Here is a 17340-nt window from a genome sequence, read left to right as displayed (position 1 = left end):
GTGCATTTAGTAACAATGTTTTGGGAACCTGATCCTATCTTCTTCTTGTAGCTGTCGTACTCGATCACTAGAATTAGTGTCCAACGAGGGGTGCTACACTACATCTTGTGGTCGCCTAACCGCTGATACTCGTCGGCCACGCCATGCGGATTCGTCCGTCCAAGCGTTGCGACCCCCTCAATAAGATCCAATTTCGTACCTGACATGACGTCGTCATGTCGCTATCTACGCGCTTTTCGCACAGGAGCTTCCATGCAGACTACGATCGCCTCTGTGACCCGGCCCTCGGCCGTGCCGCCCTCGCAAACCGATTCCCCTGCCGACGCCAACGGCGGGCAATGGGCCAGCTACAACATCATCCGCCGCAATGGCTCGGTGGTCGGGTTCGAACCCGGCAAGATCGCCATCGCCATGACCAAGGCCTTCCTGGCCGTCAACGGCGGCCAGGGCGCGGCCTCGGCCCGCGTGCGCGAGCTGGTTGAACAACTGACGACCCAGGCCGTCAACGCGCTGGTGCGCAACCGCCCCGGTGGCGGCACCTTCCATATCGAAGACATCCAGGACCAGGTCGAACTGGCCCTGATGCGCTCGGGCCAGCACGACGTCGCCCGCGCCTACGTGCTCTACCGCGAGAAGCGCACCCAGGAACGCGCCGCCGCCGCGGCCGCCGAAGGCCAGCAGAAGGTCGACGCCGTGCCGCAGGAAAACGTGCTGCACGTCACGGATGCGGGTGTCCGCCGTCCGCTGGACATCGCCGAACTGCGCGCCACCATCGTCGCCGCCGGTGAAGGCCTGGCCGAATTCATCGACTCCGAAGCCATCCTGAAGGAAACGGTCAAGAACCTGTACGACGGCATCCCCGTCGACGAAGTGTTCAAGTCCGCCATCCTGTCGGCGCGCGCGCTGGTCGAGAAGGACCCGGCCTACAGCCAGGTCACCGCCCGCCTGCTGCTGCACACGATCCGCAAGGAAGTGCTGGGCGAGGAAGTCTCGCAGGACGGCATGGCCGCCCGCTACGCCGAGTACTTCCCCACCTTCATCGCCCGCGGCATCGAAGGCGGCCTGCTGTCGCCCGACCTGGCCGGCTACGACCTGACCAAGCTGGGCAAGGCGCTGAACGCCAAGCGCGACCTGCAGTTCGGCTACCTCGGCCTGCAGACCCTGTACGACCGCTACTTCCTGCACATCCGCGGCACCCGCATCGAACTGCCGCAGGTGTTCTTCATGCGCGTGGCCATGGGCCTGGCGCTGCGCGAGACCGATCGCGAAGCCCGCGCCATCGAGTTCTACGAGATCCTGTCGTCGTTCGACTTCATGAGCTCGACCCCGACGCTGTTCAACTCGGGCACCCTGCACTCGCAGCTGTCGTCGTGCTACCTGACCACCGTCTCCGACGACCTGGAAGGCATCTACGACGCCATCAAGGAAAACGCTCTGCTGGCCAAGTACGCCGGCGGCCTGGGCAACGACTGGACCCCGGTGCGCGCGCTGCGCAGCCACATCAAGGGCACCAACGGCGAAAGCCAGGGCGTGGTCCCGTTCCTGAAGGTCGTCAACGACACCGCCGTGGCGGTGAACCAGGGCGGCAAGCGCAAGGGCGCGGTCTGCACCTACCTGGAATCGTGGCACCTGGACATCGAGGAATTCCTCGAACTGCGCAAGAACACCGGCGACGAGCGTCGTCGCACCCACGACATGAACACGGCGAACTGGATTCCCGACCTGTTCATGAAGCGCGTCATGGAAGGCGGCGAATGGACCCTGTTCTCGCCGTCCGACTGCCCCGACCTGCACGACAAGTACGGCAAGGCCTTCGAAGAAGCCTACGTCGGCTATGAAGCGCGCGTCGCCAGCGGCGACCTGAAGCTGTTCAAGAAGATGCCGGCGCTGACCCTGTGGCGCAAGATGCTGTCGATGCTGTTCGAAACCGGCCACCCGTGGATCACGTTCAAGGATCCGTGCAACATCCGTTCGCCGCAGCAGCACGTCGGTGTGGTCCACAGCTCGAACCTGTGCACCGAGATCACGCTGAACACCAACGAATCGGAAATCGCGGTTTGCAACCTGGGGTCGGTGAACCTGGTCGCGCACATGAAGCCGGCCGCTGGCGGCGGTTTCGAACTCGACCACGAGAAGATCAAGCGCACCGTCAGCATCGCCATGCGCATGCTCGACAACGTCATCGACATCAACTATTACGCCGTCGACAAGGCCCGCAACTCCAACGCGCGCCATCGTCCGGTGGGCATGGGCATCATGGGCTTCCAGGACTGCCTGCAGATGATGCGCGTGCCGTACGCGTCGCAAGCCGCCGTTGAATTCGCCGACCGCTCGATGGAAGCGGTGTGCTATCACGCCTACTGGGCCTCGAGCCTGCTGGCCGAAGAACGTGGCCGCTATCAATCGTACGAAGGCTCGCTGTGGTCGCGTGGCATCCTGCCGCAAGACACGTTGAAGATGCTGCGTGACGAACGCGGTGGTCATGTCGAGGTCGATGAATCGAGCACCCTCGATTGGGATGCGTTGCGCGCGCGCATCAAACAACATGGCATGCGCAACTCCAATTGCATCGCAATCGCCCCAACCGCGACTATTTCCAATATCATTGGTGTATCTGCGTGCATCGAACCCACTTTCCAGAACTTGTACGTCAAATCGAATCTCTCCGGCGAGTTCACGGTCGTTAACGATTACCTCGTGCGTGACCTGAAGAAACTCGGTCTCTGGGACGAAGTCATGGTCGCCGACCTCAAGTACTTCGACGGCAGCCTGTCCCGCATCGATCGCGTACCTTCCGAACTCCGCGAACTCTACGCCACCGCGTTCGAAGTCGAACCGAGCTGGCTGGTGGAATGCGCCTCGCGTCGCCAGAAGTGGATCGATCAAGCCCAGTCGCTGAACATCTACATGGCCGGCGCCTCCGGCAAGAAGCTGGACGACACCTACAAGCTGGCCTGGAAGCGTGGCCTGAAGACGACCTATTACCTGCGTACCCTTGGCGCCACCAGCGCCGAGAAGTCGACGGGACGCGGCGGCGAACTGAACGCCGTCAGCGCCGGTGGCACTTCCGCCGCCGCCCCCGTGTCCGCTGCACCTGTTTTGCCGGAACCCGAAGTTCTCGGGGCGGTTTGCACCATGCGGCCGGGCGACCCCGGCTTCGAAGAGTGCGAAGCCTGCCAATAACCGCCTCCGGAGAATGAATCATGATTAATTGGGAAGACGACACCCTCGCCACGCAACCTGCACAAGCCCCCGCGCCCGCGGCGGGCGGGCAGGCTGCGCCCGAAGTCCGGGCGGCGACCGGCGTGTTCGGCGACACCGCCATGCCGACCCCGGCCGCGCCGCAGCATGCGGCCGGCCTGACGGCCAGCGGCAACGCCACCTCGCAACGCGTGAAGGTCGCCGACAAGCGCATCATCAACGGCCAGACCGACGTCAACCAGCTGGTGCCGTTCAAGTACAAGTGGGCATGGGAGAAATACCTGGCCACGTGCGCGAACCACTGGATGCCGCAAGAAATCAACATGTCGCGCGACATCGCCCTCTGGAAGAACCCGAACGGGCTCACCGAGGACGAACGCCGCATCGTCAAGCGCAACCTGGGTTTCTTCGTCACGGCCGACTCGCTGGCCGCGAACAACATCGTGCTGGGCACCTACCGCCACATCACGGCCCCCGAATGCCGCCAGTTCCTGCTGCGCCAGGCCTTCGAAGAAGCCATCCACACGCACGCCTATCAATACATCGTCGAAAGCCTGGACCTGGACGAAGCGGAGATCTTCAACGCTTACAACGAAGTGCCGTCCATCCGCGCCAAGGACGAGTTCCTGATTCCGTTCATCGACGCGATCGCGGACCCCAACTTCAAGACGGGCACGCCCGAAGCCGACCAGACGCTGCTGAAGTCGCTGATCGTCTTCGCTTGCCTGATGGAAGGCCTGTTCTTCTACGTTGGCTTCACGCAGATCCTGGCGCTGGGTCGCCAGAACAAGATGACCGGCGCGGCCGAGCAGTACATGTACATCCTGCGCGATGAATCCATGCACTGCAATTTCGGCATCGACCTGATCAACACCGTCAAACTGGAAAATCCGCATCTGTGGACGCCGGAATTCCGCGAAGAAATTCGAGAACTCTTCCGCAAAGCGGTCGAACTCGAATACGCTTACGCCGAAGACACGATGCCGCGCGGTGTGTTGGGCTTGAACGCTCCCATGTTCAAATCCTACCTGCGCTTCATCGCCAACCGTCGTTGCCAGCAAATCGGTATCGAACCGCTGTACCCGCAGGAAGAGAATCCCTTCCCGTGGATGGCGGAAATGATCGACCTTAAGAAGGAACGCAACTTTTTTGAAACTCGCGTGATCGAATACCAAACCGGTGGCACGCTGAGCTGGGAGTAACGCAGTTCGCCTTCGGGCCCGGCGCGGGCACGCTCTTGCAAGAGCGTCGCGTTCGCGCCAGGCCTTGAGGGCGATCTCCCAGGTCAGGGTGTTTTCGAACACGTAGAACAAGCGGTAGGCGGTCTGTGATCAGGCTGCCCACCGGCGCCATTTGAAATGGCTCGCGCCAAAGGAGCGGGGGCCATATCAAATGGCTGTGCCGAATTCATTAGCGCAAACCGTAGTAGCTGTTGCTCGCACAGAACAGCGGCATGCGCCGATGAATAGCCCGGGCACGGTTCGCCTTGTTGGCGGATCGGGGCACGGGTTTAAGTTCTGGGACCCCTGAACCTAAGGAGCATGACCATGGCAACAGCCAAGAAAGCCGTAAAGAAAGCGGTGAAGAAGCCCGCCGCCAAGAAGGCAGTAGCTAAGAAGGCCGCTCCGGCCAAGAAAGCTGCCGTCAAGAAGGTAGCCGTCAAGAAGGTCGCCGCCAAGAAGCCGGCGGTGAAGAAGGTTGCCGCCAAGAAGCCGGCCGCCAAGAAGGTCGCGAAGAAAGCGGTAGCCAAGAAGGCCGTCGCCAAGAAAGTCGCGGCCAAGAAGCCGGTAGCCAAGAAGGCAGCGGCCAAGAAGGTCGTCGCCAAGAAGGCGGTTGCCAAGAAGGCCGTCGCCAAGAAAGCGGTAGCCAAGAAGGCCCCCGCCAAGAAAGCGGTTGCCAAGAAGGTCGTCGCCAAGAAAGCGGTAGCCAAGAAGGCCGTCGCCAAGAAGGCGGTTGCCAAGAAGGCCCCCGCCAAGAAGGCGGTTGCCAAGAAAGTCGTAGCCAAGAAGGCCCCGGCCGCCAAGAAGCCCGCTGCCAAGCCGGCTGCGAAGCCCGCCGCTGCCAAGAAGCCGGCTGCGAAGAAAGCCGCTCCGAAGAAGCCCGTCACGCCGCCGTCCACGGCAGCCGCTCCGGGCGCGAAGACCGCGCTGAACCCCGCCGCGTCGTGGCCGTTCCCGACGGGTGGCCGTCCGTAATCGGACCGGTCACAACGGCAGCAGTGCCTCAAACCGCCTGGCCTTGGCCAGGCGGTTTTTATTTCGGGCCGCCTGGCGCGCCTACCGCTAGAAAGAACGCCCGCTCGAGGGGCAGGACGCCACCGTTGCCGCATTGCCGTGAGACAATAAAAGCCGTCTTCATTAGGTAGATAGCGTCCATGCTCGGTGAAATCCTCCGCTTCCTGCTCGAAATCGCATTCACGCTGTTCGGCGCGGCCCTGATCGCCCGCGCCTGGATGCACGCGATACGGCTGCATCCCTTCAACCCGCTGGCGCGCGTCATTTACCAGGCCACCAATTGGCTGGTGCTGCCTCTGCGCAAGATCATCCCCGCGGGCAACAAGATAGACTGGACCAGCCTGGTGGCAACCTGGCTGTCGGCGCTGGTCTATCTGGTGTTGATCTGGCTGGTCGCCATCGGCGCGCTGATCCCGGCCGTATTGCTGCCTTCGGCCATGCTGTCGGCGCTGCTCATGGCGCTCAAGTGGGCCTTGAACCTGATCGTGTGGCTGACCCTGATCCAGGCAGTGCTCTCGTGGGTCAACCCGATGGCGCCCATGATGCCGCTGCTGCAGGCGCTGACCGCGCCGATGCTGGATCCCATCCGCCGGCTGCTGCCGCGCACCTCGATCGACTTTTCGCCCTTGGTACTGCTGATCGTGGCGCAGGTCCTCCTGATGGTCCTGGCGCGCCTGAGCTACGGCCTGATGGGCGTCTGAAAAAACGGAAACGGCCCGGCAATACCGCCCGGGCCATTTTCCGCCATGCGCCGCAACCGGCGCGCTACGCCGGAATCGCGGCGTAGATATCGATCAGCTTCTTGCGGTCGATCTTGTGGTTGTTCGACATGGGCAGCACCACGCAGGCCACCAGCTCGGACGGAACCATATAGGGCGGCAGGCGCTGCGCCAGTCGCTCCTTCCAACCCGACAGCGCATCCTGCTCAAGCAGGCAGGCATCATCCCGCCCCGCGGCCGTGCCGGCGACGAATCCAATCAGGCGCACCGCCGTGCCATCGGGCCGGCGCAGCACCGCGCAGGCGCCGCCCGCCACGCCCGGCAGACCATGCAAGGCCTCGTCGATCTCGGCCAGCTCGATGCGATAGCCGTTCAACTTGATCTGGTCATCCATGCGGCCACGGCAGAACAGCAGCCCGTCCGCGCCCAACTCACCCAGGTCACCGGTGCGAAAACCGCGGCGGCCATCCTCGGCCACGAACAGCTTGGTCTCGTTCAGGTCCTGGCGGTTCAGGTAGCCGCGCATGACGTGGTCGCCGATGATGCAGATCTCGCCGTCCTGGATGCGCAGCTCGCAATCCGGCTTGGCGTGGCCGACCGGCAACGGGTCGTGCATCGCCAGCACGGCATCGGTGATGGCGATCCAGGTGGTGGCAACGGTGGCCTCGGTCGGGCCATAGGTATTCAGGATGACCGCGTCCGGGAAACGCTGGCGCAGCTTCTTCGCCAGCGCGGCCGGCAGCGGCTCGCCGCAGAACAGGAAGGTGCGCAGCGTCGGCAGCGTGGCCGGCGAGAAGTCGCGGTTGGCCAGTTGCTGGTGCGCGAACGACGGCGTCGACACCCACACGCTTACGCCGTTCTGCGCCAGCCGGCCCATCCAGGTGGCGGCCGCGCCGATCTGCTCGCGGGAGTTCAGCACGCAAGTGCCGCCGGCGGCGAGCGTGGCGAATACCTCGTACATCGACAGGTCGAAGCTGAACGGCGCCTGGTTCATGAACACCGGCGCCTCGCCCAAGCCGAAGCTGCCCAGCATCCAGTCACCCAGCAGGCCGACGCTCTCGCGGCCGATCTGCACGCCCTTGGGGTCGCCGGTGCTACCGGACGTGAACATGACGTAGGCCAGGCCGCGCTCGGCCAGCTCGGCGCCCTCGCCCGGCTCGAAGCCCTGGGCCGCGGCGTCGTAGACGGCGGCGGCGCGCACGATCTCGACGATGCGGCGCAGGCGTTCCGGCGGGTAGATGGTATCGACCGGCACGAATGGCGCGCCGATCAGCAGCGCGCCAACCATGGCAACGAAGAACGACGCTTCCTTGTGGCCATAGATGGCCACCGGCACGTCCGGCGCGGCGCCATGTTCGCGCGCCTGGGCGGCCCAGGCCTCGGCCTCCTCGCGCAGTTGCGCCCAGGTCAGGCTGCGGTCGGCGCCGACCACCGCGAGCGCGTCGGGCGCGCGCGCGGAGTCAACGAACTGGAATGTCTTCAGGTCGAAACGCATGCCGAAACTCCCGGCGTCAGATGGGGCTGCGGCCGCTGAACACGTAGAGCGCCAGGGCAGCCAGGATCAGGGTGAGCACGCGTCCGAGGAAACGCATGACGGGCCGCGCCAGCGTGGCCTGCAGCGCCGGCCGGGTGCGGGCGGCGTTGATCAGCAGGTTGTGACCGACCGAATAGGCGCCGAACATCAGGCCGCTGACGATGTAGTGCACCGACAACCCGTTCCACACACCCATGGCCAGCAGCGTGGCGAAGATGCCGATGTTCTGCGCCGCCAGACGGTGGCGCGAGAAGAACGAGGTCTTGCTCAGCGCCTTGTAGATCGGCATGAACACGACGTCGCGCAGCCATTCGGACAGGCTGATGTGCCAGCGGCGCCAGAAGTCCTGCGGATTCAGCGTCGCCAGCGGGTTGCGGAAGTTGATCGGCAAGGTGAAGCCGAACAGCATGCCGATGCCGATGGCCATGGTGGAATAGCCGGCGAAATCGAAGAACAGGTAGGCGCTGTAGAGCGAGGCGTTCAGCGCCACGCCGGTGAACGAATAATCGTGGGCGTCCAGGGTCGACAGGCCGTAGCGCCAGATCAGCTCGGCCAGGCCGAACTTCTGGATCACGCCCAGCATGATCAGTTCCAGGCCGGTCAGCCAGGTGTTCAGGTTGACGCCTTCATAGCCGCGCTTGAGGTCGGCCTGGAAATTGCGCCAGCGGTACATCGGGCCGGCCAGCAGCGTCAGGGGGAAGAACAGGTAGATGAAGTAGTCCAGCGGCGACACCCGCTCGTTGCGCGGCGCGAACAGCAGCACGTCGATGGCGCGGAAGGTGGCGAACGACAGGCCCAGCATCGCGCCCAGGTGCGACACGCCGGTCTTGACCAGCAGCAGCGGCGTCATGGTGATGACAACGGCCAGCCAGGTCGGGATGTAGTTGCGGCGCATGGCCCACAGCGCGCTGCCCGAGATGGCCAGCAGCGCGATGGGCTGGTAGGGACGCGCCCAGAACACCGCCATCCACACGCCCAGGCAGATCACGCCGATGATATGGCGATAACCAATGCGCAGCGGCATGCCGACCGAACGGTAGGCCAACAGGCCCAGCCCGCCGAACAAGGCGCCGCCGAAAAAACTCAAACTTGCGAACAATTCCATGCTGCGGTCAGAACTGTTGATATTGGAATTCGACCTTGATAGGTCCGCCGCTGCCCGTGGTGGGCTGCGCCTGCAGCACGAACACCAGGATCACCCCGATATACAGGCACAGGTGCCAGAAGAAGCGCCGCCCCCAGGCCTTGGCCGCCTTGCGGGCGTCCTGCTTCTGGCCGGCTTCGCCTTGCGCCGCATCGGCGCCTGGAATGAGATTCATCGGGAAAAGTACTCCGCAATGCCCTGGTCCGCCATCGCCCAACCGAGTTCGGCCAGATGCATGTCATCGCGCACCATGCCCGGCTCGAAGGGAATGCTGTACATATCCAGGCAACCCATCTGGTAGCGCTGGCACATGCCGGTAATGGCGGCCACCACCGGATCGAAGCGTTCGACGTCGAGGATGAGCTTGGGATTGAACGGCTGGATCACGAAGTAGGCCTTGACCTTGCGCCGTTGCAACAGGGCCATGACACGCGACAGGTCGCCCAGCTCGGTGCGCGTGAGCGGATCGACGTCGGCGAACTCGTTTCGCGCCGGCGAATACAAGGGCGCCAGGTATTGCTTGTAGTAGTCGTCGCGCACGTCGTAGGGGTTGTTGCCGCCCAGCTGGTGTTCGACTTCGCGCGCTTCGTGCGTAAGGCGCGACCATTGGCCCGGGTTGAGCCGCGCTGACGAGGGCCATGTCACGAAGCGATGCGCGGGCACCGACAGCTTGCTGCGCGGACGATCTGGCGCGGGTTCCTTGCGCGCGTTCCACCACAGCGACAGCTTGTCCTTGAGCTCGGCAACCTGGCCGTTGGCGATCAGCCAGAGCAAGCCCCAGTTGGCGTTGTCGCTGATCCAGTTCTGCATCTGTTCGCGCGTGCTGGGCTTGTCCCAGAGACGATCCCAGACCGGGCCGGTGACGTGTTCGGCGAACGCGCTGCGAGGCAGCTGGCCGCCCGAGGCGAACCAGGCCGGCGACACCATGATCACCAGGCGCGTGTTGGGGGTCAGTGAATCCGCGACGGATTCGAGCACGCTGACGATGCCGTAGGACTGGAACATCGCGTGCCCATAGGCCAGCGTCGGTACCTTCAATTCTTCGGGGAAGAAACGGTAGGGAACGAAGCGCAAGTCGTGGCTGGACAGCTCGGACGAACCCAGCACCACCAGCGTGCCGTCGCTGAGCGCATTGCCCAGGCGATTCAGGTTGACGTGCTGCGTGCCCCAATCCGGCCCCAGGTTGGGCAGATAGTTGTTCTTGTCCGACGCCACCGTGGAAACGGGGCGGACAATCCGGGACAGTACGTCGTCCGCGCCGCAAAAGGCCCCGTACGCCAGCGCGGCCGCCGTAATGGCGGCCGCGGCGTGGGACAGCAGGCGGGGATTACGAAAGATTGGCAGCGACATAGCCGGCGAGCGTGCGTACCGACTGCAGATGTTCGGCGATCTCGGGAGCCGGGATGCTGCAGCCGTACTCCGCCTCGACCGCCAGCGTGATATCCACGGCGGCGAGCGAATCGACCAGGCCGGTGGCAATCAGTTGCGTATCGGGAGTGACTTTCTTCATGACGATCGACTCGACGATCGCGCCGATCTTGGTGTGGAGTTCTTGCTCGGTGTGCATAGCTAGTACGGCGTTACATTGCCTCGTTGGCAAAATCATCCCCGCCCCGAGTTTCTGGACGGCGAGTATATAGAAATCAGCTGAAAGTCGTCTGACAGATTTCAGCCTTCCGGAAGGAGTCGCCGATGCACTTGGTTACATCAAATTCACGCGGCGACTTCGTTCACGGGTGCCATCATGGCACTTCAAACGTTGAATCGCCATGAAACTTACAGACCAAATCGCTATAAATGGCTCGAAAAGGTAACGTCTTGGGGTAAATCCCGGGTGTTGCGTTGCAGCGGTGCTACAGAATCCCCTCCTCGCCTCGCTGACTGCCCTGTCCCCAGCCACCAAGGCGATTGTCCAGCCGCCCGCCGGAACGAAAAAAAGCCCGCATGCGCGGGCTTCGGGTGGTGGCTGGCGCCAGAAGGATTACATCGGCGTGACGCGGGTCGGACCGGCGCCGCTGATGACCTGCACACGCTGGCCGACGCTGATCGGCACATCGGCTTCCTGGGCCACGACGCGGGTTTCGCCGTTATCCAGACGCACCGTGATTTCGTAGCCGGAATTCTTGCCAACCTGGTTTTCCACGGCGTTGCCGGCCAGTGCGCCCAGGATGGCGCCGCCGACCGTGGCGATGGTACGGCCCGTGCCGCCACCGATGGCGTTACCTGCCACGCCACCCAGCGCGCCGCCAGCCAGCATGCCGACGCCGCTGGACTTGTCGTTCTGGATGACGATGGGGCGCACGCCCGTCACCGTGCCCGTGCGGACGATCTGTTCGCGCTGGGCTTGATCATAGCTATACACACCGCTGGAGGCGCTGCGATTGGCGCAACCGCCCAGGACTGCCATCGAGGTCACGACGGCAGCCACGGCCAGCCACCGGCCGGTACGCGGCGTCAACAAGGAAAAGGTTTTGCTTTGGTTCATTTGGACTCCTCGATCGGGCACAGCCGACGATCTGATAATACTCCGCCCTACGGGGGCGGCAGCCTAACGTGCAACACACTGAAACGCACCGCCACGGGCGGAAAACCAGCTTGCGAACCGGCCGCGGCGCCAAACCCCCACGGCCTGTTTTTGCCGGCTATTCGACCGGTGCGGCACGCCCGGGTTCCCGATGCGTCCGTATTGCCAATCCGACGCCGGCTCAGGCCGGCAGGTGGATGCCGTAGGTGGCGTGCAGCACGGCGTCGATCTCGGCGCGCGACGGAGCATGGTTCTGCGGACCGCGCGAGGCGATCTTGATGGCGCCCATGACGTTGCCCAGGCGGCAGCTGTCTTCCCAATTCCAGCCGCTGGTCAAGCCGTAGAGCAGGCCGCCCCGCTGGGCGTCGCCGCAGCCGGTGGGATCGACCACCTGGGTGGCGCGCACCGGATCGATCTGGAAGCTCTTGCCTTCGGTCAGCAGCGTGGCGCCTTCGGCGCCGCGGGTAACGACCACCGCCTGCAAGCCGGTGGCGATGTCCGCCATGCTGCGGCCCGTGCGCTGCTCGACCACGCCGGCCTCGTAATCGTTGACGGTCAGGGCCTGGGCCAGGCCGAGCATGCGTTCCAGGTCGGCGCCGTCGAACAGCGGCATGGCCTGGCCCAGGTCGAAGATGAAGGGGATGCCGCTGCGGTGCAGGCGTTCGGCGTGGGCGAACATGCCTTCCTTGGCATCCGGGGCGACGATGCCCCAGCTCGCCTTGGCATCGCTCAGGTCATTGCTGGCCGAGAACGACATGGCGCCCGGGTGGAACGCGGTGATCTGGTTGTCGTCCAGGTCCGTGGTGATGAAGCATTGCGCGGTGAACGTGCCCGGCACCACCTTGACGCGGCTCACGTCGATGCCCAGGCCGGTCAGGCGCTCGAGGTATTCACCGGCGTCCTCGCCCACGGTGGCCACCGGCACCGGCTTGCCGCCCAGCAGATTCATGTTGTAGGCAATGTTGCCGGAGCAACCGCCGTATTCCTTGCGCATGCTGGGCACCAGGAACGACACGCTCAGGGATTGGATGCGGTCGGCCAGAATGTGCTCTTTGAAGCGGCCTTCGAACACCGCGATGGTGTCGAACGCCATCGAACCGCAGACCAGAACGGGGGTCGCCATGAATGTCATCCTTCAAGGAAAGAACTTGTCGAGTTGATAGCCGTTGACTTGAACACCGGTCACTTCAATCGGCACGGAAATCTTCAGTTCGCCCGCCGGCCCGAAGGGGCCGCGCAGTTGTTCGGGCGTCAGGTAATTCTCGGGCATCAGCACGCGGCGCACCACCACCGTGTCCGACAAATCAGTCAGGTCCAGCACCAGCGCCGGCCAATGTTGTGGCTTGTCGTAGCGATTGCGCAGCACCAGGTTCAGCACCAGCCGCGTGCGGCCGTCATCGATGGCGGCCGCGCCCGTGGGCGGCTGTAACGACGACGAAGAGATGGCGATGCGCTCCAGGCGGCGCGCGTAACCGACCGTGCAGCCCAGCGGCTTGCAGGCGGCTTCGAGCGCCGGCCGCAGCACCGGCACGGAATTGGCGATGTCGATGCGGTACACGTACAGCAGCTGCAAGCCCAGCGCGAGCAGGCCGATCAGGCAGGCGTAGCCCCACAGCTTGCGCAGCAGGCCATGGCGCTCCTGGCGATCCTGGTCCAGAAATTCGGGCGGCGCGCGACCGACGTCGGTGGCGCTGGAATAGCGCGTGCGCGTGTCTCCCAGGATCGGCTCGGCGGCGCCGTCGAGGTCGCGCCTGTCATCGGCGTCCTGATCATCGTCATCGGGATGACGCAGGCCGATCTCATCGTCATCGCCGGGCGGCGTGGGCCGCGCGTCGTCACGCACCACGAATACCGGTTCGGCGGGCCGGGCATGGCGCGGCGCCTCGTGGTTCGCGCTGTCGCGCACCGCCACGATGGGCTCGTCGCGCGGCGCGGCCGGCGCCGGCCAGCGCGGCGGCGCATGGCTCAGGCGCGGTTCGTCGTCGTAGCGATCCAGGTCTTCATTTTCGTCTTCGTCATCGTCGCCCTCTTCCGCCAGCGCGGCGTCGGGTTCGATGCGGCGGCGGATGTCGTCGCGGCCGCGCAGCACGGCGGGCGGCACGGCGGACGCGAGAGGCCGGGGGGCCGGTTCCTCGGTCGGCGCGACTGACGGGGCGGCGGCCGGGGACGCGCCGCTGGCTCCCGGATGAATGCCCGGCGAGGCGGGCTCATCGGGCAGGTCGTCCCAGGGCGCGACCTCGCGCGGTTCGACAGACGGACGCCGCACCGGCGGCGTCACCAGGACCGGCGCGGCGATCGCCTGCGGCGCGGCGGGCGCAGGCGGCGCGATTGGCGTGTTCGAGGCGGGAATGGCCGCGGCCGGCATGCCCGCGCCCGTCTCGGGCAGCAGGCAGGCGCGGCCGTCGAACACGGTGGCGCAGGCGCCGCAGCGCACCAGGCCGTTGCGGACCCGAAGCTGGTCGGGCACCACCTTGAACGATGTACCGCATTGCGGGCAGCGGGTGGTCAGAGCCATGGCGCGGGATCCTGCGGAACCGGGCTCAGGCCTTCTGGCCGTGCAGGCAGACCCAGCCGTCGCGGGCGCGCCAGACCGACATGGCGATCCAGGGCGCGTAGGCGGCGGCCACTTCCTCGGCCTGCCGTTCCAGCACGCCGGACAGCACCAGGTGGCCGCCGGCGGCCACGCGGCCGGCCAGCATGGGCGCCAGCACCTTGAGCGGGTTGGACAGGATGTTGGCCACCACGACCTCGAAGGTGCCGTCGGCCAGGCCGTCGGGCAGCATGGCCTGCAGCTCGACGTGGTTGACCTCGGCGTTGAAGACCGTGCTCTGCACCGCCTGGGCGTCGATATCGACGGCCTGGGTCGGGCCGGCGCCCAGCTTGCGCGCGGCAATCGCCAGGATGCCCGAGCCGCAGCCGTAGTCCAGCAGGGTCGCGCCCTTGGGCAGTTCGGCTTCCAGCCAGGCCAGGCACAGGTGCGTGGTCGGATGGCTGCCGGTGCCGAAGGCCAGGCCCGGATCGAGTTCGATGTGGATGGCGCCGTCCTCGGCGGCGGGCGTTTCCAGGCCCGGCACGTCCGGGCTGTCGCGGTGCCAGCTGGGTACGATCCAGAGGCGTTCGGCGATGTGGATGGGGCCGAACTGCGATTGCGTCAGGCGCACCCAGTCGGCGTCGGGCACGTCGCGCAGGCTCCAGCCGGCAAACAGCGCGGGATCGAGTTCGCCCGCCGCGGCGGCTTCCTCCATGATCTGCGCGGGATCGGCGCCGTCCGGCAGCAGGGCCACGACGCGGTTGCGTTCCCAGGCCTGCACGTCGGGTTCGGTGCCCGGCTCGCCGAACAGCGGACGCTCATCATCGGTGCCCAGGTCGGCATCCTCGACGGACACCGACAGCACGCCCGCCTCCAGCAACGCATCGGACAGGGCTTCGGCTTGCGCCTCCTGGCAGTGGAGCACGAGTTCACGCATGATGATTCTTCCATCTGGCCAACGGGCCGCGGCAAACGCCGCGGCCCGGTCAGCCGGTTAAGGCAGTAAAAGGGGGGCCTGAGCCCCCCTGCTATCGGCTGGTCAGGGACGCTGGGCCAGCTTGTTTTCCAGATAGTGGATGCTGGTGCCGCCTTCGACGAAGCGGGCATCCTGCAGCAGTTCGCGATGCAGCGGGATGTTGGTGGAAATGCCTTCCACCACCATTTCCGACAGCGCGGTGCGCATGCGCGCCAGCGCCTGGTCGCGCGTGTCGCCGTAGGTGATGACCTTGGCGATCATCGAATCATAGTTCGGCGGCACGAAATAGCCGTTGAACGCGTGCGAATCGATGCGCACGCCCGGGCCGCCCGGCGTGTGCCAGTTGGTGATGCGGCCAGGGCTGGGCACGAAGCGGAACGGATCCTCGGCGTTGATGCGGCACTCGATCGCGTGGCCCTTGAAGGTGATGTCGCGCTGGCGCAGCGTGAACTTCTCGCCGGCGGCGATCAGGATCTGCTGCTGCACCAGGTCGACGCCGGTGATCAGCTCGGTGACCGGGTGTTCGACCTGGATGCGGGTGTTCATTTCGATGAAATAGAACTCGCCGTTTTCATACAGGAACTCGAACGTGCCGGCGCCACGGTAGCCCATCTTGCGGCAGGCGTCGGCGCAGCGGTCGCCGATGCGCTCGATCAGGCGGCGCGCGATGCCGGGGGCCGGCGCTTCCTCGATGACCTTCTGGTGGCGGCGTTGCATGGAGCAGTCGCGTTCGCCCAGCCACACGGCGTTGCGACCGCCGTCGGCCAGCACCTGGATTTCCACATGGCGCGGGTTCTCGAGGAACTTCTCCATATAGACTTCCGGGTTGTTGAACGCGGCGCCCGCTTCCGAACGCGTCATGGTGACGGCATTCAGCAGCGCGGCCTCGGTGTACACCACGCGCATGCCACGGCCACCGCCGCCGCCGGCGGCCTTGATGATGACCGGATAACCGACTTCGCGCGCAACGCGGATGATTTCCTGCGGATCGTCGGGCAACGCGCCTTCGGAACCCGGCACCACCGGCACGCCGGCTTCGATCATGGCGCGCTTGGCGCTGACCTTGTCGCCCATCAGGCGGATCGTGTCGGGACGCGGGCCGATGAAGACGAAGCCGCTTTTCTCGACGCGATCGGCGAAGTCGGCATTTTCGGACAAGAACCCGTAACCCGGGTGGATTGCCTCGGAATCCGTGACCTCGGCCGCCGAAATGATGGCCGGCATGTTGAGGTAGCTTTCACGAGACGGCGCGGGCCCGATGCACACGGATTCATCGGCCAGGCGCACGTACTTGGCTTCGCGGTCGGCCTCGGAGTGCACCACCACGGTCTTGATGCCCAGCTCGCGGCAGGCGCGCTGAATGCGCAGGGCGATTTCGCCCCGGTTGGCGATCAGGATTTTTTCGAACATTTTCAGCTATCAGCCAATGACGAACAGGGGTTGACCGTACTCGACGGGCTCGCCGTTTTCGACCAGGATTTCTTTGATGACGCCGGACTTGTCGGCTTCGATTTCATTGAGCAGCTTCATGGCTTCAATGATGCACAGCGGATCGCCTTCCTTGACCGACTGGCCCACGTCGATGAACGGCGCGGCGCCCGGGTTCGGCGAGCGGTAGAAGGTGCCGACCATCGGCGCCTTGACCACGTGGCCCTGGATCACCGGAGCGGCTTCGGCCGCGGCGGCGGCGGGCGCGGCCGGGGCGGCGGGCGCAACCGGGGCGACGGCGACGCCGGCTTCCGGCTGGTGGTAGGCCACCGGCTGCAGGGTCTGCGAGAATTTGACGATGCGAACCTTGCCTTCGCCTTCGGTGATTTCCAGCTCGGCGATGCCCGATTCAGCCACCAGGTCGATCAGGGTTTTGAGTTTTCGAAGGTCCATAGAAGCTGCTTCCCGAGATAGTGTCGGCAACGTCCCGGTCGTCGGGTCCGCGCCATATAAGATGTAAAAGCTGAGAGTTGGTGCGAGATCAATGCCGCACTGCGTAACGCAGAGCCGCTTCGTAACCGTCCGCGCCCAGGCCGCTGATGAGGCCTACCGCCAAGTCGGACAGGTATGAGTGATGCCTGAAGGGCTCTCGCTTATACAGGTTGGACAAATGTACTTCAATAAATGGGATCGCGACCCCGGCCAGCGCATCGCGGATCGCGACGCTGGTGTGCGTATATGCCGCCGCGTTGATGATGATGAAATCGGTGCCGTCTTGCCGGGCCGCCTGAATGCGGTCAACCAGCGCGCCTTCGTGATTGCCTTGCCACGCGCTCAGCGTGGCGCCCAAATCACCGGCCAGCCGCTCCAGGCCCTCATTGATCTGGGACAGCGTGAGGCTGCCGTAGATGTGAGGTTCCCGGGTGCCGAGCAGGTTCAGATTCGGGCCATGCAATACCAGTATGTTTTGCGCCATGCGCTTGCCAATGAGTGGATTGCCAATTGTTGGCAAAACAGCCGATAAACCAGCTTTTTACGCCAATTCCTACT

General features: G+C 64.8%; 16 protein-coding genes. 4 read left to right on the top strand and 12 right to left on the bottom strand.

The features are described 5' to 3' along the window. Positions 1-252: 252 nt before the first annotated feature. The 4 genes from ACUTAG_RS17760 to ACUTAG_RS17745 all read left to right on the top strand — a co-directional run bounded on the left by ACUTAG_RS17760 (position 253) and on the right by ACUTAG_RS17745 (position 6136). Positions 253-3183, top strand: coding sequence for a ribonucleoside-diphosphate reductase subunit alpha (locus ACUTAG_RS17760; RefSeq protein WP_024067687.1), 2931 nt, complete (start codon positions 253-255; stop codon positions 3181-3183). A gap of 20 nt (positions 3184-3203) precedes the next feature. Beyond that, a complete protein-coding gene (locus tag ACUTAG_RS17755; protein WP_006388616.1) occupies positions 3204-4403 on the top strand; it encodes a ribonucleotide-diphosphate reductase subunit beta in 1200 nt (399 codons plus the stop codon). Positions 4404-4748: 345 nt separating this feature from the next. Further along, positions 4749-5396 (top strand): histone H1-like DNA-binding protein, encoded by a 648-nt coding sequence (locus ACUTAG_RS17750; RefSeq protein ID WP_006388615.1) that lies wholly within the window; start codon positions 4749-4751, stop codon positions 5394-5396. Between the two features lie 179 nt (positions 5397-5575). After that, positions 5576-6136: a YggT family protein gene (locus ACUTAG_RS17745; protein WP_026383203.1), complete on the top strand. Its 561-nt coding sequence runs from the start codon at positions 5576-5578 to the stop codon at positions 6134-6136. A gap of 64 nt (positions 6137-6200) precedes the next feature. Here ACUTAG_RS17745 and ACUTAG_RS17740 read toward each other — a convergent pair whose 3' ends face one another. The 12 genes from ACUTAG_RS17740 to aroQ all read right to left on the bottom strand — a co-directional run bounded on the left by ACUTAG_RS17740 (position 6201) and on the right by aroQ (position 17266). Next, positions 6201-7649, bottom strand: a complete 1449-nt coding sequence (locus ACUTAG_RS17740) for a D-alanine--poly(phosphoribitol) ligase (RefSeq protein ID WP_020925269.1) — start codon at positions 7647-7649, stop codon at positions 6201-6203. 16 nt (positions 7650-7665) lie between these two features. Beyond that, the gene (locus ACUTAG_RS17735; protein WP_006388612.1) at positions 7666-8793 is read right to left on the bottom strand and encodes a membrane-bound O-acyltransferase; all 1128 of its coding nucleotides are present in this window, start codon (positions 8791-8793) and stop codon (positions 7666-7668) included. Positions 8794-8800: 7 nt separating this feature from the next. Then, positions 8801-9007, bottom strand: a complete 207-nt coding sequence (locus ACUTAG_RS17730) for a hypothetical protein (RefSeq protein WP_006388611.1) — start codon at positions 9005-9007, stop codon at positions 8801-8803. Next, positions 9004-10182 carry a D-alanyl-lipoteichoic acid biosynthesis protein DltD gene (locus ACUTAG_RS17725; RefSeq protein WP_006388610.1) on the bottom strand — a complete coding sequence of 393 codons (1179 nt, stop codon included), beginning with the start codon at positions 10180-10182 and terminating at the stop codon, positions 9004-9006. The genes ACUTAG_RS17730 and ACUTAG_RS17725 overlap by 4 nt, the downstream gene beginning before the upstream one ends. Then, a complete protein-coding gene (locus ACUTAG_RS17720; protein ID WP_006388609.1) occupies positions 10160-10399 on the bottom strand; it encodes an acyl carrier protein in 240 nt (79 codons plus the stop codon). Before ACUTAG_RS17720 ends, ACUTAG_RS17725 begins: the two co-directional genes overlap by 23 nt. A gap of 414 nt (positions 10400-10813) precedes the next feature. Further along, positions 10814-11317, bottom strand: coding sequence for a glycine zipper 2TM domain-containing protein (locus tag ACUTAG_RS17715; protein ID WP_006388608.1), 504 nt, complete (start codon positions 11315-11317; stop codon positions 10814-10816). A 220-nt stretch (positions 11318-11537) separates the two neighbouring features. Continuing rightward, positions 11538-12479 carry a carbohydrate kinase family protein gene (locus ACUTAG_RS17710; protein ID WP_020925270.1) on the bottom strand — a complete coding sequence of 314 codons (942 nt, stop codon included), beginning with the start codon at positions 12477-12479 and terminating at the stop codon, positions 11538-11540. A gap of 12 nt (positions 12480-12491) precedes the next feature. Beyond that, the gene (locus tag ACUTAG_RS17705; RefSeq protein ID WP_148317606.1) at positions 12492-13871 is read right to left on the bottom strand and encodes a DUF3426 domain-containing protein; all 1380 of its coding nucleotides are present in this window, start codon (positions 13869-13871) and stop codon (positions 12492-12494) included. Positions 13872-13896: 25 nt separating this feature from the next. After that, positions 13897-14823 carry a 50S ribosomal protein L11 methyltransferase gene (gene prmA, locus ACUTAG_RS17700; RefSeq protein ID WP_006388605.1) on the bottom strand — a complete coding sequence of 309 codons (927 nt, stop codon included), beginning with the start codon at positions 14821-14823 and terminating at the stop codon, positions 13897-13899. Positions 14824-14925: 102 nt separating this feature from the next. Next, positions 14926-16272, bottom strand: a complete 1347-nt coding sequence (accC, locus tag ACUTAG_RS17695; protein ID WP_006388604.1) for an acetyl-CoA carboxylase biotin carboxylase subunit — start codon at positions 16270-16272, stop codon at positions 14926-14928. Positions 16273-16281: 9 nt separating this feature from the next. Next, positions 16282-16743: an acetyl-CoA carboxylase biotin carboxyl carrier protein gene (gene accB, locus ACUTAG_RS17690; protein ID WP_006388603.1), complete on the bottom strand. Its 462-nt coding sequence runs from the start codon at positions 16741-16743 to the stop codon at positions 16282-16284. Between the two features lie 88 nt (positions 16744-16831). Continuing rightward, on the bottom strand, positions 16832-17266 hold the full coding sequence (gene aroQ, locus ACUTAG_RS17685; protein WP_006388602.1) for a type II 3-dehydroquinate dehydratase: 435 nt from the start codon (positions 17264-17266) through the stop codon (positions 16832-16834). Positions 17267-17340: the final 74 nt, after the last annotated feature.

The organism is Achromobacter sp. CSND-B12, from assembly GCF_052906545.1.
Note: the sequence above shows the minus strand (reverse complement) of the source record. Positions and strands in the feature narration are given on the sequence as shown.